At 45.3% G+C, this 14,537-nt stretch carries 15 protein-coding genes and 2 tRNA genes; 4 read left to right on the forward strand and 13 right to left on the reverse strand.

Going from position 1 to position 14,537, the window contains the following annotated elements:
* Positions 1 to 353 precede the first annotated feature (353 nt).
* Positions 354 to 875, reverse strand: a complete 522-nt coding sequence (locus tag WD077_10620; GenBank protein MEX0967683.1) for a hypothetical protein — start codon at positions 873 to 875, stop codon at positions 354 to 356.
* Positions 876 to 1,049: 174 nt separating this feature from the next.
* Here WD077_10620 and WD077_10625 point away from each other — a divergent pair, with 174 nt between their 5' ends.
* Entirely contained in the window at positions 1,050 to 2,282 is a 1,233-nt protein-coding gene (locus WD077_10625; GenBank protein MEX0967684.1) for an ABC transporter permease, read from the forward strand.
* Between the two features lie 7 nt (positions 2,283 to 2,289).
* Here the strand turns inward: WD077_10625 and WD077_10630 are convergent, their stop codons facing one another.
* From WD077_10630 to WD077_10640, 3 genes are all read right to left on the reverse strand, one after another.
* Positions 2,290 to 3,276 carry a glycosyltransferase family 9 protein gene (locus WD077_10630; GenBank protein MEX0967685.1) on the reverse strand — a complete coding sequence of 329 codons (987 nt, stop codon included), beginning with the start codon at positions 3,274 to 3,276 and terminating at the stop codon, positions 2,290 to 2,292.
* A gap of 148 nt (positions 3,277 to 3,424) precedes the next feature.
* A complete protein-coding gene (locus WD077_10635; protein ID MEX0967686.1) occupies positions 3,425 to 3,775 on the reverse strand; it encodes a hypothetical protein in 351 nt (116 codons plus the stop codon).
* Between the two features lie 62 nt (positions 3,776 to 3,837).
* Positions 3,838 to 4,284, reverse strand: a complete 447-nt coding sequence (locus WD077_10640; GenBank protein MEX0967687.1) for an RDD family protein — start codon at positions 4,282 to 4,284, stop codon at positions 3,838 to 3,840.
* Between the two features lie 274 nt (positions 4,285 to 4,558).
* Between WD077_10640 and WD077_10645 the strand changes: the two genes are divergently transcribed.
* A complete protein-coding gene (locus tag WD077_10645; protein ID MEX0967688.1) occupies positions 4,559 to 5,791 on the forward strand; it encodes a YCF48-related protein in 1,233 nt (410 codons plus the stop codon).
* A gap of 89 nt (positions 5,792 to 5,880) precedes the next feature.
* Here the strand turns inward: WD077_10645 and WD077_10650 are convergent, their stop codons facing one another.
* Together WD077_10650 and WD077_10655 are read right to left on the reverse strand one after the other, a co-directional pair.
* A complete protein-coding gene (locus tag WD077_10650) occupies positions 5,881 to 6,900 on the reverse strand; it encodes a zinc-binding dehydrogenase (protein ID MEX0967689.1) in 1,020 nt (339 codons plus the stop codon).
* Positions 6,901 to 7,725: 825 nt separating this feature from the next.
* Positions 7,726 to 7,797: transfer RNA gene (locus tag WD077_10655), tRNA-Glu, on the reverse strand.
* Between the two features lie 138 nt (positions 7,798 to 7,935).
* Here WD077_10655 and gap point away from each other — a divergent pair.
* Complete coding sequence (gap, locus tag WD077_10660) at positions 7,936 to 8,958, forward strand: type I glyceraldehyde-3-phosphate dehydrogenase (protein MEX0967690.1); 1,023 nt, start codon at positions 7,936 to 7,938, stop codon at positions 8,956 to 8,958.
* 7 nt (positions 8,959 to 8,965) lie between these two features.
* On the opposite strand, the gene WD077_10665 is transcribed toward gap, so the two are convergent.
* On the reverse strand, positions 8,966 to 9,940 hold the full coding sequence (locus WD077_10665; GenBank protein ID MEX0967691.1) for a polyprenyl synthetase family protein: 975 nt from the start codon (positions 9,938 to 9,940) through the stop codon (positions 8,966 to 8,968).
* Between the two features lie 127 nt (positions 9,941 to 10,067).
* On the opposite strand from WD077_10665, the gene WD077_10670 reads away from it, so the two are divergent.
* Entirely contained in the window at positions 10,068 to 10,913 is an 846-nt protein-coding gene (locus WD077_10670; GenBank protein MEX0967692.1) for a prolyl oligopeptidase family serine peptidase, read from the forward strand.
* Here WD077_10670 and WD077_10675 read toward each other — a convergent pair whose 3' ends face one another.
* The 6 genes from WD077_10675 to WD077_10700 form a co-directional block, all read right to left on the reverse strand.
* Positions 10,914 to 11,381: a biopolymer transporter ExbD gene (locus WD077_10675; GenBank protein MEX0967693.1), complete on the reverse strand. Its 468-nt coding sequence runs from the start codon at positions 11,379 to 11,381 to the stop codon at positions 10,914 to 10,916.
* Positions 11,382 to 11,383: 2 nt separating this feature from the next.
* Positions 11,384 to 11,926, reverse strand: a complete 543-nt coding sequence (locus WD077_10680; protein MEX0967694.1) for a biopolymer transporter ExbD — start codon at positions 11,924 to 11,926, stop codon at positions 11,384 to 11,386.
* Complete coding sequence (locus tag WD077_10685; GenBank protein MEX0967695.1) at positions 11,927 to 12,253, reverse strand: hypothetical protein; 327 nt, start codon at positions 12,251 to 12,253, stop codon at positions 11,927 to 11,929.
* Positions 12,246 to 13,088 (reverse strand): MotA/TolQ/ExbB proton channel family protein, encoded by an 843-nt coding sequence (locus tag WD077_10690; protein MEX0967696.1) that lies wholly within the window; start codon positions 13,086 to 13,088, stop codon positions 12,246 to 12,248. Before WD077_10690 ends, WD077_10685 begins: the two co-directional genes overlap by 8 nt.
* A 127-nt stretch (positions 13,089 to 13,215) precedes the next feature.
* Positions 13,216 to 13,306: transfer RNA gene (locus WD077_10695), tRNA-Ser, on the reverse strand.
* Positions 13,307 to 13,573: 267 nt separating this feature from the next.
* The gene (locus WD077_10700) at positions 13,574 to 14,353 is read right to left on the reverse strand and encodes a TatD family hydrolase (protein MEX0967697.1); all 780 of its coding nucleotides are present in this window, start codon (positions 14,351 to 14,353) and stop codon (positions 13,574 to 13,576) included.
* Between the last annotated feature and the right edge of the window lie 184 nt (positions 14,354 to 14,537).

The raw sequence follows: 14,537 nt of genomic DNA on the forward strand, positions 1-14,537 counted from the left end.
GGGTTTGGAACCCTCTGCCTTCTATTAAGTGAATTCTGCCCAACCTTATTTTCAGAATAAACCTTAGTAACCTCGGAACGCCTACCTCATACAACCTTATTTAACAGAAACAGATGAGATGGCCCGTGGCAGAAAATAATAAAGTTGGGTTACTTCTATTTACAGTTTACTAAGGTTTTAAAAGGAATGAAAATAGGGTTATTGGCTGATACTGAATTTTTATTCTGCATGTGTCATCGCTGAAATGATGCGAGAATTGAATCAAATCATCTTTTTCTAAAATAATTATATAATTAAATTTTTAAGATTTCAAAACCCGCAATTTTTAAAAAATCCAATATTAAAATTAAACATTAAAAAAGCTTTTGCGCCTCCCTTTTCAGGTGGTCAAGTGCTTTTTGCGTGGGCACCGCTTCGATACTGATCACATTATTGAAAATAACCTTACTTAGCTCCAGCGCTGTGGCATCTTCATTTTGCAAGTGGCTGTAAGAAATATTAATGAGCTTAATGACCTCTTCTTTTGCCTGCTTCACGTGTTCCCAGCCTGCCTGAGATATGTACAATTGCTGCGACAGGTTATGGTCAAATTCAGCACGGATCTCGGCCAGCAGTGCCACCTGCAGATCTGTGGCTGACATTCCCGGTTGCTTGGTGCGGAAGATGAGATTGTTCGGGGTGAGGCGCTCCATCAGCAGGATCATCCGTTCATACGCCTGAAGCTGGATGGGCAAGGTAGTTTGCGCATGCTTCATCCTCATATCCAACTTGCGCAGGTTGTATTCGGCTTCCAGAAATTTTTTCAGTATGAAAAAAGCCGTGAGAAATACTACCACTGAAGGCAGCAGTATCATCATGAGATCAAGAAATTCCATGTGCTATTTTATTCTATTGTCTAAGTTCAGAACGGCTGAAACGACAAAAGGTGGTATACTTCCCGTTGCCATTGCATAATTTCGGGGGCTAAATTACCATTTCTGCGTTAGCCTGCCATACCCGGCCGCTCCTCCTGTTTACAGCCGCTGTGCTTGCTTCCTGCAAATACCGACATGAAGAAACTGCTGGACAATATTAATATCGCATTTATCGCCATCAGGATGAACCTCTTGCGGGCCATCCTTACCATGTGTATCATTGCATTTGGAATTATGGCGCTCATCGGGATGCTCACCGCGCTGGAAGGCCTGAAGAGCAACCTCGTGAGTAAGTTTTCAGACATGGGCGCAAATTCATTCGTTATCACCCCCCTTTACGAAACTTTTATTTCGGGAGGCCACGGCAGGCAAAGATCAGCGCAACTCATCGAATACCGCCAGGCTCAGCGCTTCCGCGACCATTTCAAATTCTCAGGCAATGTTTCCATTTCCTACGATGCCACCGGCTCGGCCATATTAAAAACCCCTGATGAAAAGACCAATCCCAACATTAATGTGAAAGCGATTGACGAAAATTATCTTGCCGCCTCGGGGATGCAGGTGAAAGAAGGCCGGAATTTTACCGCGATCGAAACCGAATATGGAAATAACCTGGTGATCATTGGAAAAGCCCTGCGCGACCAACTCTTTGGCAATCGCGAAGCCCTGGGGCAGAATATCAATATTGGCAGCTACAGGTTCCGGGTCGTGGGCGTGCTCGAAGAAAAAGGCAGCACAATGGGCATGACGCTGGATAAAGATGCCTACATTCCTGTGAATGCCGCCCGTCCTATCTTTCCTGACAATAACAAGACCTATGAGATTAAGGTGACAGTAGCCCATCAGGGCGAACTAAACATGGCAGTGGAGGAGGCTACGGGCATCTTCCGCATCATCAGGCGGTTGAACGTGGGCAGGGAGAACGACTTTACCATTACCCGCAGTGACAGCCTGGCCCGCAGCCTCTCTGAAAATCTCAGCTTTTTGCAGGTAGCAGCGTTTGTGATCGGCCTGATGACGCTGCTCGGTGCCGTCATCGGGTTGATGAACATTATGCTGGTCTCCGTTACAGAGCGCACAAAAGAGATCGGAACGCGCAAAGCTATTGGCGCCACCACCGCTGATATCCGCAACCAATTTCTGATGGAGGCGATCGTGATTGGCCAGGTAGGCGGGTTGGCGGGCATAGGAATGGGATTGCTGCTGGGCAACTTCGTTTCCATGGCCATTGGCGGAAGTTTTATTGTGCCCTGGGTCTGGGTGATCACAGGATTTCTGCTTTGTTTTGTGGTGGGTATTACTGCGGGGCTTCTTCCGGCCTTGAAGGCAGCCCGCGAAAATCCCATAGAAGCTTTGCGCTACGAATAACCCATTATCAGCGATTCACCCAATTGGCCATTTCGCCCACGTCCTGCTCTCTCATGCACTTAAAGTGTCCTTTCGGGCAGCGGCTGAAACCGATTTTTGAGCAGGGCCGGCAACCCAGGCCGTTTACTTCAGCCATCATCTGTTGCTCTTGCAAAGCCGAACCACCGGGATAGTAAGGATACATCCCAAACTCAGGTACCGTATTTCCCCAGATGGATAGAATGGGTTTGAAAAATGCAGCCGCAATGTGCATATAGCCGGTATCATGCGAAATAATCTTTTCGGCCTGCCTCACCACCGCAGCCGACTCGTGCAGCGAAAGTTGCCCGCATACGCTCAGGATCTTTTCCGGCAACTGCTCCTGAAGCCAGGCACCCGCGGCTTCTTCCTGCTTTCCGCCTACCAGCACTACCGGATATTCAATTCGTTCGCATAGCGCCAGAATCTTTTCTTTTGGCAATTTTTTCGTCTCGTGCCCCGCACCAATTACAAAAGCGTGAAATCCCCGCTTAAATGATTCAGGCAAAAAATCCAGGGATGGCGGGCCTTCAGGCGGAAAAAAATAATCGAGGCCCTCACCATCATTTTTCACACCCAGCATCTCCACGGTTTCCATATAGCGGTCAACAATATGCTGTTGCGGCAGCCGGTTTACTTTTAAATTCACAAGCATCCATTTTTCCGCATTCAATTTATTAAAACTGAAACTGCTGCGGCCCAGCCTTGTTTTTACCAGCAAAGAGCGCAGGTTGTTATGCAAATCCACCACATAATGAAACCGCTCTTTTGCAAGCACTTTATTCACCTCCTGCAAACTTTCCTTCAGCAAATGCAATTTTGTGAGATACGGATTGTGCAGCAGCAATTGCGCATTGGCACTTTTCGTAAGGTAATGGATCTCTGCTTCCGGAAACTGCTTCCTGAGGCAACGAATCACTGGAGTGGTCAATACGATATCACCTATTGAGCTAAAGCGGATGATCAGGATTTTCAAGGAAATGTTTATTACTCAAAATTCTAATACAAACGAAAAGTGTAATTTTCTAATAATTTAAAGCAACACATTTAAACAATAAACAGCACCGGGCCCGCCACCAAACATTTATGGTATGACGAACCCGGTAATTTTATTAAATTTAAAATTACTCTACTAATTCTCCATTCTTATAATTTTCCGTTTTAATGACTTTCCCCTCTTTATCATAATATTTCCATTCGCCACTTTTCTTGTCCTGCGTGTAATGGCCTTCCACCTCCAATGACCCATCATCTTCACGGTAGAGGAAATAGGCTCCGTCCTTCACCTGCGTGGTAGTCATTTCTTTGGGATTGGTAGAGCTAAAACTATGTACCTCCTTATAAATGAAAACCTCTTTCGGTTTTGTTTTTTCCTCATCGTAATATGTACGGCCTTTTTCATCCGTAATGTGCTGAGCAGCCGCAAAATTTAAAGCTGCAAAAACTAATACGATCGCTGACAGTATTTTATTCATAATTAGGTTTGTTTTGATTAGTTGTTTTAATGTTTAAAAAATTTAAATAATTAATACTTCCATTATTTGTAAATTACAAAAGTAGAGGCAATTTTATCGTGAAGACCTTGCTTGCGGTCGTCCCATCCTACCATCATAAAGCCGATAAGCAGAATGATGGCCGAAATGATCTTGGACAGATAACGGCCCAATGCATTAGCAAAAGAAATCCGCTGGCCCGCTTCGTCAACTACTTTTGCATTGATCGCAATTTTACCGAGCGTACCCTGGTACGATGAACTTTCCATTGCCGCGAAGTAGACAAGATTTATCAGAAAAGTGACACTACTCAGCCCAATGTTCATTTCTGTGGAATAGAAGGTGCCTGTCATCCCCCAAGTGAGAGAAACATTCACAATACCCAGAATAATCGCATCAATAATATAGGCCACAACTCTGATCCAAAAGCCTGCATACTCCACCTGCTCCCCTGAAAGTGTTTCATCCGTACGGTCTAGTATCTGTTCCATAATCCATAGATTTTTGTGTTTGCGTGGCAATAATAGCGAATTTAATCTTTGCAATGTTATTTTCAGGTCTTCCGCCAGGCCGCCACGGTTTTTCATGACATTACCATTGCTTCAATTATGACAGTCCGGTAGCCTGACCATTTTGTATGAATCATATTGGTACAGAATATATATACCATTAAAAGGAGAAAATTTACAGCTATTCTCCGGCTGTACTTCCTCACCTTTGATCCTCATCATCTGCCTGCCAGGCGGTACTAAAAAACGAAACAACATGAAAAACAAAATATTTCATATAAGCTTCATGGTCCTTATGACCTCCACCCTGAGCCTCAATGCGCAGTGGAAGGAACTTACCTCCGGAACCACCAATACCCTTCACGATGTGCATTTTCCCAGCGCGGAAACCGGGTATGCTGTCGGAATTAACGGTACAATTTTAAAAACCACAAATGCAGGCACAACCTGGGATTCTCTGGCTTGCCCTGTAACTTCTGCCATTAATGCCGTTCATTTTATTAATAATGATATTGGACTGGCCGTTGGAGACAAGGGAAAGATCCTGAGAACAACGGACGGAGGTGCTAACTGGAACCTAAATGCTCAGGATTCCAATTTTCAGTTTAATGATATATACTTTGCCAGTCAAACGGTAGGATTAATTGTGGGCAGCGAGTTTGCCGATCCTGTCATTCTGAAATCCACGGACGGAGGCGCAGCCTGGAACCAGGTGGCTTTGTCTCACGGGCTTTCATCTGATTTTCAATTAAATAGCATTCATTTTCCTACGGTGGATACCGGTTATGCTGTATTCAGATCGGGTGTAATAAAAACAACTAATGCAGGGGATAGCTGGTCGCTTGCTATCTATTATGAAGGAGGAAAGGACTCTGTTTTTCCGTTCAGTATTTTGGAAAGCTGCTATTTTACAGATGCCAATACAGGCTATATCGGGGGCTGGTACAATGCCGTCTTATGGAAAACCTCAGATGGTGCGGATACCTGGACTGACCTGGGAGATTCTACAGGTTCGTTTCAGATCAATTCCGTTTATTTTCCAGGCAAGGATACAGGATATGCGGTGGGCTGGTATGGAGAGATCTATAACACGACCAATGCAGGCCACACCTGGATAAAACAAAACTTCGGTAACGAGAATTTTTATGCCGTCTATTTCACAGATTTAATGACCGGATTTGCCGTAGGCCAGGACGGGATCATCATCAAAACCACCAATGGGGGCGGCCTATCCACGCAAAGTTTGGTAGCGCCAGGAATTGAGGGAATTGAGATTTTCCCAAATCCTACAGGGGGAACGGTTTATTTAAAATTGAATAAACCGGTTGAAATTCTGGATATTTCACTATTGGACCTGAACGGGCGGCTACTCAAAAAATTCCCAAAGGATATGCGGCTGCTGGACCTAATTGACATCCCAAGAGGAACGTACCTATTAAAGGTAACAACAGCCGATGGCGAACTTATTCACAAAATTGTTCTGATATAAAAATTGCTTTCAGTGGGACGATTCGCAAAACCAAATGATGAAAGCGCCACAATTCTCCGGGCTTCTGCCCGGAGGTACATGGCCCGAGGCTACCATTCCACCACGATCTTTCCCATGGAGTTGCGGCTTTCCAGCATTTGGTGCGCCTCCGCAATTTGGGTGGCTTTAAAGCGGCCACCAACGTGGGGCGATATTTCGCCTTTTGCCGCAAGGTCCACCACACCCTGAAGGCAGCGTTGTAAAACTGCAGGTTTCCGCTCGGCCACGGGAAGCATATACACTCCTATAATGGACTGCGACTTCATCAGCATCATGGCCGGGTGCAGAAACCCGTAGCCAAATACCAGTTTTAGCTTGCCGAAAAAATCGCTTCCACCGCTGCGGGAAGATGCGCCATATCCTACGATCCTGCCGCCTGCGCCCAGCAGCGCCCGGCTTTTCCTGAACGTTTTGCCACCCACAGAATCAAACACCACGTCCAGTTTGTCACCGTTCAGGATGTGCTTTATTTCCTCCTCAAAATCTTTTTCCTTGTAATTAACCGGATAATCCACACCCTGCTCCTTCAAGAAAGTCAGCTTCTGCGGCTGGCTTGCTGTGCCGAAGATTATGCAGCCTTTCCGCTTGCAAAGCTGTACCAGGGCTGTTCCCACACCGCCCGCTGCTGCATGGATCAGGACTTTGTCACCCGGATAGAGGTTCATCATTTCGTAGGCGGCATACCAAGCAGTACAATATTGTGCGGCCAATGCCACCGCCACGCCTGCATCCATATCTTCAGGGATGGCCGCTACGCCTTCCTCGCCTGTGCAGAGATACTGGCCGTAGCCTCCGAAAAGCGTAAAAGCTACCACGCGCTGCCCCGGCTTCAGACGGGAAGTGCCGCTTCCTGTTTTTTCAATGCGGCCCACAGCCTCATAACCAATAGTAGCCGGAAGTTCTGGGGCATCGCGGTACAGCCCCTGCCGCGACAGCACATCGGCAAAGTTCAGCCCGAATGCCTCAGATTTTACCAGCACCTCCCCTCCTTTAGGTTCGGGTATTGGTAGTTCCCTCATTTCAAAGGCTTCTTGCGGGGAACCGTTTTTAGTCAGGACAATTGCTTTCATGGGGAATGTATTATTTCCAGGTTAACCCGTGAGCATTGCAGAAGTTTTCATTCGTTGTTTTCCTATATTATTATAAAACAATTTGCTAATTCGAATCAAATAATTTAGAATATAAAATTGCAGCTTTTTTTTAAATCTTTAATTTCACGAATAGAAAATGTGACATCTGCCAATTCAAAAATAAAAAATCCCAAAGGGAGGTCAAGATTATAGAAACGTTCACGATGACTGAAAAAATTGAATTAGCTGGGAATTCAGGAGGAAGTTTAAAAAGAATGTAAATCCTGATTTAAACTCACTGAAAATCTGCAAGAATGAAATTGAAGTGTACCTGGAGGTAGTTTTCGCTGACCGTCCCACAGAAACCGTGTACATTTAGCAGGATTGACTAAGGTAGATGATTACTATGACAAGAATTCAGTAAAGAAAGGATTTAAAACTGCGAAAAAGGTTTTGGATCGTATTGAGGAATTACTTGCCAGGTCAGAAAACTATCCGGGATCCTCTTAGAGATTTGTCACGTATAATGTATGAGTGCTGCTTACCGAATAGAAGATTTTATCAATCCGAAAAACTTTGCAATCCGGATCAATATACTCTTTCTTCTGAGCAGAGTAAATTCCCATATCCGGCTTCTGCATTGGAAGCAAAAGTAGAAGTGGCTCAACTTCACCTATAGGATGACCCGCTCAAGGTTTCGAGCAAGCCAGACGCATCAAACACATTATTGGACGATCTCATCCGCCTTCATCATAAACCTTCACCCACCAAAAACGAAAAAAGCCTGAAGCAATTGCTGCTTCAGGCTTTCTGCTGATTTGAAAGTAGCCCGTAGGGGAGTCGAACCCCTCTTACCAGGTTGAAAACCTGGGGTCCTAACCGATAGACGAACGGGCCAGGATGTCTGAAAGTGCTACGCCTCTTTTGGCTAAAGCGGGTGCAAAAATAAATTTTTTTTGATAGCATACTGAATCTGCGTGCGAAATTTTTCTCTGTAATTTTGACCCCGATAAAATCACTGACACGAAAGCTCGAATGAACAAGATTAGAATAGCCATCAACGGCTTTGGACGAATTGGCCGGATTACCCTGCGACATCTGCTGAACAATCCAAATATCGAAGTGGCAGCGATTAATGATCTGACCAATGTTGCTACCCTTGCACATCTCCTGAAATATGATTCGGTTCATGGCCGGTTTCCCGGTGATGTTGGCTTTGATGAAAAGCACCTGATTGCAGGAGAAAATGCCATTCCGGTTTTCAGTGAAAAGCAACCGCATCTTTTGCCCTGGCGGGATTTGGCAGTTGATCTGGTCCTGGAATGTTCGGGCAAGTTCAGAACGACAGAAGCGGCTTCCGCGCATCTGGAAGCTGGAGCCAAACGGGTGCTCATCTCTGCTCCTTCTGATGATAATACGCCAACGCTGGTGCTGGGCGTGAATGATCATTTGCTGAATGAAGACTGGCAGGTGCTGAGCAATGCCTCTTGTACCACAAATTGCCTGGCTCCTATGGTGCAGGTGCTTGATGATCTTGCCAGTGTAGAATCCGGATACCTGGCCACGATCCATGCCTATACTTCTGACCAGAATCTTATTGACGCACCTCACAAGGATCTGCGAAGAGCGCGGTCAGCCGCTGTTAATATTATTCCTACTACTACGGGTGCTACCCAGGCCACAGAACTCGTATTACCACATTTGAAGGGGCGCTTGCATGGGATCTCCTACCGCGTTCCGGTTCCGGATGGCTCTATAACTGATTTTACCTGCATGATCAAAAAAGAGGTCAGTGCCAGGGATATTAATGATGCTTTCAGAGCGGCAGCTTCGGGTCGGCTTTTAAATATCCTTGAATTTACGGATGCCCCGATCGTATCATCGGATATCACCGGGAATCACCACAGTTGCATCTTTGATTCGCAGCTTACGGTAGTGCGTGGAAAGATGGTGAAGGTGGTAGGCTGGTATGATAACGAAACCGGCTACTCAGCACGCCTGGCTGACGTGGCAGAACGTGTGCGTCAGAAAGCTTCGGCCAAAGCTCAGGTAACCTGACAGGTCGCTACTTTTTTCTCTCTGTGGTGAAGATCACAAGGTTTTCCAGCGACTGGCGGTAGGTGCTGTCAGGAAATTGCCGCAGGAGCGCAAATGCCTCATCCTGATATTTCAGCATTTTTTCCTGGGCGTATTCAATGCCTCCTTTTGCTTTTACAAAATCTATCAGCTCTGATACCTTCTTTTCGTTGGTGTTGTGCCGTTTTACGATGGAGATGATCTTGTGCTTCTCGCTGCGTGTGCCTTGTTGCAGGGCATAGATCAGGGGCAGCGTCATTTTCTTTTCCTTAATATCAATGCCGGTCGGCTTGCCGATGTCGTCATTGCCGAAATCAAACAGATCGTCTTTTATCTGGAAAGCCAGTCCTATCTTCTCGCCAAAGGTCCTCATCACTTCTACTTCTTCCGTGGAAGAGCCGGTGGAGTAAGATCCGATGGCGCAGCAGGAAGCAATGAGGGAAGCCGTTTTCATCCGGATAATGTCAAAATAAATATGCTCCTGAATATCCAGTTTCCTGGCTTTTTCAATTTGCAGCAGTTCTCCTTCACTCATCAGCTTTACGGCTTCTGAGCAGATCTTCAGCATCTCAAAATCATTATTGGCGAGAGAAAGGAGCAAACCGCGCGATAGCAGGTAATCGCCCACCAGAACGGCAATTTTATTTTGCCACAGCGCATTGATGGAGAAAAACCCCCTCCGCTGCAAGGCACTGTCCACCACATCATCATGGATGAGGGTAGCGGTATGCAGCAATTCCACGAGCGCTGCCCCGCGATAAGTTTCTTCTTTTACGCCACCGCAAACACCCGCGCTCAGAAATACGAACATGGGGCGGATCTGTTTACCCTTGTGCCGTACAATATAGGTCATGATCTTGTCCAGCAATGAGACTTTGGTCTTCATTGATTCTCTGAACTTTTTCTCAAATACCTTTATGTTTTCAGCTATCGGATGCTTGATTTGGTCGAGCGTAATGGACATGTAGGAAGGGCCTCTGAAATTTGCGCTAAATTAGCCGATATTTCAGAGCTACCAAGAGCAGCGGCTCTTTTTACTACCCTGCTAAATATCCCCAACTTTTTTCTATAAATATGCTTTTAAACTGAAAATGGAACAGATCAGAAATATTTCGATTTCTACGGACGATGCACATCCGCTCCTGGCGGATGTATTTTTTATGGATGACGGCAAACCCAAACCTATGGTCATTTTTTCGCATGGATTTAAGGGCTTTAAGGATTGGGGTACTTTTAATATGATCGCTGAGCAATTCGCAAGAGAAGGATTCATTTTTATCAAATTCAATTTTTCCTGTAATGGTGTTTCCCTGGATAATCCTATCGAGTTTACTGATCTTGATGCGTTCTCAAAGAATAACTTTTCCCGCGAACTTGATGACCTGGAGCAGGTTATTTCCTGGTCGCTGAGCAATGCATTGATCCCTGAGTCAGAGAGAGCAGAGGAGGAGATCTGTCTGCTGGGCCACAGCCGGGGCGGGGCGATCTCCATTATTAAAGCATCAGAAGATGAAAGGGTAAAGAAGCTGGTAACCTGGGCTGCTGTGGGCGATCTGGGTGAGAAATGGAACGCAGCCATGAGAAAGGAGTGGAAGGCAAAGGGCGTGATGCAGATTGAGAATTCCCGCACCGGACAGCAGATGCCTTTGAAATACCAATTGATTGAGGACCTGGAGAATAATAAGGAGCGGCTGGATGTGATTGCTGCGGCTTCCCGGATTTCAGTGCCTTTTATGGCGGTTCATGGAACGGAGGATGAATCGGTACCTTTCGAACATGCCATTGCCATGAAGCGCGTAAATAAGCAGGTTAAACTCAATCTGATCCCAAGTGCCGGACATACATTTGGCAGCTACCATCCGTACCACGAAAAAAGGCTGCCTATTGATACCGCGTTGGTGGTCAAAGACGGCCTTCAATTTTTCCTGGAATCCTGATTACTCGTCTTCCCTTGCGACAACTGTGGAGTAGTTGATCTTGAGTTGCTGCACTTCTCTAAGTTCCTGTTTCACATCCGTTACGAGTCCCATTCTGGTGGTTTTGTCCACTTTAAGGGAGAAGGTCATAAAAGGGATCATTCGCTCATCCCGTTGCCTGCGCTCGCTCAATACAAATGACTGCACCTGGGAAACGGGGGCAAAGGCATCATTCAACTGAATTCGCGGGGCCGTACCGTACCGGTCGGTTTCCCTGGGAGGACCAATATAAATATAACTTACCAGCGACTTCTTTTCAAGTTTCTCAATTTCAGTGGCAGAGGGCAACTGCTGCTTTACCAGTAATTGTTTATCCCGTAATACGGTGGTTACCATAAAAAAGAAAAGGAGAATAAAGATAATATCCGGCAGGGAAGCAGTGGAAATGGCCGGTAATGCTCTTTTGCTGTCTTTGTTGAATTTTCCCATGACTACTGTTCTCCGATATTTTCAGGCTCAGCTTCTGATATCTTCATTGGAATAATTTCCTTGATCTCGCTCTGCTGTTGCCTGTTCAAATCATTAAAATTAGTCCCAAAACGCCTCAAAGCGGCTTCATCCCTCAGTTCATTGTAGGCCGCAGTCAGTTCATTCTGGATCTGGATATAAATATCATAGCTTGTTCCCCGGTCATTTTTCAACGACACGATGGCATCCTGCGGGCTTTCGGCAAGAGTGGGCTTATTATAGGGATTCATTACAAATTCTTTGGTGGTTTCCCTCAAGACATCTACCTGAAGCAGCTCTCCATCCACCAGCATTTGGTCTGCAGAGTTCACCAGAATAATAAGAACGTTCCTGTCATGTTCTTCGAGCGGAGGAGGCGGCTCCAGGGGTATGGGCGGCAATTTCCTCGCGATCCCTTTATCAGTATCAATAGTTGTTACCAAAAGGAAGAAAATGAGCAACAGAAATGCAATGTCAGCCATAGAAGCTGCATTAATTTCCGGGATTGTTCTTTTTGCTTTGGCCATTTATCTGAACATTGAAATGATCTCTGCGGCTACTATACCTATTATAGCAAGGCCTCCAAGAAAATAAGTTGCAATTAGTCCGCTACCGATCATTTTTGATTTGAAAGGGGTAATGTCAAAAGCTTCATAACTTTTCAGGACTTCATTATCTGAGATAAGAAAGGCGAGTCCCATAATGATGATGAGGCCTGCCAGTCCGTACAATATATCCTGGTCTTTTCGGAAGTGCCTGAACATGTGTACAATCCCGGCACCCAGGGTGAGAAGAACGGCTACGATAATAAGAAAGTAGCCCACGTATAGTCCGATGTCTGCCAGATTATCCATTGTCCTTAAATGTTTTTACAACGTTATATTTAATCAGCATGTCCACCAGCATAATGGAAGAATCTTCCATATCATTTACCATTGAATCAACTTTGGAAACAAGATAATTATAAAATACCTGGAGGATAATAGCAACGATAAGTCCCGCCACAGTTGTAAGAAGGGCTACTTTAATACCGGCAGCTACAAGTGAAGGTGAAATGTCACCGGCTGCTTCAATTGAATCAAACGCATCAATCATCCCGATAACGGTACCCATGAAACCAAGCATAGGGGCAATGGCAATAAAAAGGGAAATCCAGACGAGCCCTTGCTCAAGCCTTCCCATTTCAACGGAGCCATAAGAGACGATGGATTTTTCTACTATATCAATACCCTCAGGGCTGCGATCCAGTCCCTGATAGTATATTGACGCTATCGGTCCGCGCGTATCTCTTGCAACGCTTTTCGCCTTGTCAATACCTCCTGAACTCAGGGCAGTTTCTATGCGCTTCATGAATTTATCGCGATTCACGGTTTTCATGTTCAAAACAATAATCCGTTCGATCGCCACGGCCAGTCCGATAATGAGGCAAAGAAGCACCGGCCACATCCAGGGACCACCTTGTATAAACTTTTCCTTAATAATTTTATGAGCACCCTCCGTTTCTTCTACCTCTTCAGGTTCTGCGATAGGCGCTTCCTCCACATCTGTTTGTCCCTGTTCATCCATTTCCACTATGCTGTCCGCTACCATAGTATCTGTAACTTCTGCACCTGTATCGTTTTGCGCAAAACCTGTGTTCGGCAAAATGCACAAGCTGAATACAGCCAATAGAAGAGTTAATTTTTTCATAACTTGTTTTGAATTAGTTAAACCGTTTTTAAAGTTGATTATTTCTGATTTAAGACCTTTAATTTATAAATGGCTGGGATGCAACCATAACCGGGGTAAAAGAAAATTAGCTGCTTTATCAGCATTATGGCGGAGAGAGCGGGATTCGAACCCGCGATACCCTTTAGAGGTATACACACTTTCCAGGCGTGCGCCTTAAACCACTCGGCCATCTCTCCGTAATTGCTTGTTGATCATTAAATTCTCTGCCTTGAAAGTTCTAATTACGTCTTTCGACCTCCTTTGTTCAGATAAGAACAGGTGGCCTGTTGTAACGCAAGCATACTTTCTTTCAGACATCGCGGCAAAAGTCATATAAATATGCTGGTATTGCCATTTTTTCTTCTAAAATTTTTAGCCTTTTTTCGGCTGCGCAAGTTACACATTTTTACATACCAGCCTAAAGGTTCATATATTAAATAGCCCTCTGCAAACCTTTGCCTGGCTTAATTCCCGCCATTCTTTATGCTAAAAAGTTTCATGGAATTCCGGCTGGTTTCGCTGGCAATTGTTTCTACCGGCATGTCTTTTATTTCCGCCAGCTTTCTGGCAATGTAAGGAATGTAGCTGCTCTCATTTCTTTTTCCCCTGAAAGGCACCGGTGCCAAATAAGGCGAATCGGTTTCGAGTACAAGAGATTGCAAGGGTACTTGCTCCAGCGTTTTGTCCAAACCACTGTTCTTAAACGTAACAACGCCTCCAATCCCCAGATAGAAGCCGAGATCAATAACCTGTACAGCTTCTTCAGGACTTCCTGTAAAGCAATGGAAAACGCCCCTGAGCCGTCCATCCTGCATTTCCTGCATAATGCGAAGGTTATCGTCAAAGCTGTCGCGGGTGTGCAGCACGATGGGTAAGTCCAGTTCGAGGGCAAGGCTTACCTGATAGCGCAACGCCTCCTGTTGTGCTGCCTTAAATGACGTATCCCAGTAATAATCCAGTCCTGCCTCGCCCACCGCATAATATTTTCCTTTCCTCAGTTCATTTTCAATCGTCTGCATTTGTTGCTTCCAGTCTTCCTTTACAGAGCATGGATGAAGTCCCATCATGGGAAAGCATTGTTCCGGAAATTGTGCAGCCAGTGCCTTTAGCGGAGAAATGGTGCTGGCGTCAATATTGGGTAAAAAGCATTTCAAAACACCTTCTGCCTTTGCCCGATCCATCGTTTCCTTAATGTCCTCTTCAAACTGCTCAAGAAAAAGGTGGGTATGCGTATCAATATACATTTTCTGAATTTAGCAGCCAAAATTATAAAAGGAACAACCACCGCCAATTATCGCTGTTGCTTAGTCAAAATATTAAAATGTTGTTAAATGAATCTTAATTAAACATGAAAGTTTGGCATAAGATGTCCGGTGTTATTACCAGGCTCATTTATTTTTCATTGACCTATCGCGTGCAATTTTTCCC

The organism is Bacteroidia bacterium (assembly GCA_040880525.1).
In the GTDB taxonomy this organism is placed as follows: Bacteria; Bacteroidota; Bacteroidia; order CAILMK01; family JBBDIG01; genus JBBDIG01.

Excerpts from the sequence above, each read along its gene's own strand:
- WD077_10620 (MEX0967683.1), bottom strand. The coding sequence starts at position 875 with ATGGAATTTCTTGATCTCATGATGATACTGCTGCCTTCAGTGGTAGTA.
- WD077_10625 (MEX0967684.1), top strand. The coding sequence starts at position 1,050 with ATGAAGAAACTGCTGGACAATATTAATATCGCATTTATCGCCATCAGG.
- WD077_10635 (MEX0967686.1), bottom strand. The coding sequence starts at position 3,775 with ATGAATAAAATACTGTCAGCGATCGTATTAGTTTTTGCAGCTTTAAAT.
- WD077_10640 (MEX0967687.1), bottom strand. The coding sequence starts at position 4,284 with ATGGAACAGATACTAGACCGTACGGATGAAACACTTTCAGGGGAGCAG.
- WD077_10645 (MEX0967688.1), top strand. The coding sequence starts at position 4,559 with ATGAAAAACAAAATATTTCATATAAGCTTCATGGTCCTTATGACCTCC.
- WD077_10650 (MEX0967689.1), bottom strand. The coding sequence starts at position 6,900 with ATGAAAGCAATTGTCCTGACTAAAAACGGTTCCCCGCAAGAAGCCTTT.
- gap (MEX0967690.1), top strand. The coding sequence starts at position 7,936 with ATGAACAAGATTAGAATAGCCATCAACGGCTTTGGACGAATTGGCCGG.
- WD077_10665 (MEX0967691.1), bottom strand. The coding sequence starts at position 9,940 with ATGTCCATTACGCTCGACCAAATCAAGCATCCGATAGCTGAAAACATA.
- WD077_10670 (MEX0967692.1), top strand. The coding sequence starts at position 10,068 with ATGGAACAGATCAGAAATATTTCGATTTCTACGGACGATGCACATCCG.
- WD077_10675 (MEX0967693.1), bottom strand. The coding sequence starts at position 11,381 with ATGGGAAAATTCAACAAAGACAGCAAAAGAGCATTACCGGCCATTTCC.
- WD077_10680 (MEX0967694.1), bottom strand. The coding sequence starts at position 11,926 with ATGGCCAAAGCAAAAAGAACAATCCCGGAAATTAATGCAGCTTCTATG.
- WD077_10685 (MEX0967695.1), bottom strand. The coding sequence starts at position 12,253 with ATGGATAATCTGGCAGACATCGGACTATACGTGGGCTACTTTCTTATT.
- WD077_10690 (MEX0967696.1), bottom strand. The coding sequence starts at position 13,088 with ATGAAAAAATTAACTCTTCTATTGGCTGTATTCAGCTTGTGCATTTTG.
- WD077_10700 (MEX0967697.1), bottom strand. The coding sequence starts at position 14,353 with ATGTATATTGATACGCATACCCACCTTTTTCTTGAGCAGTTTGAAGAG.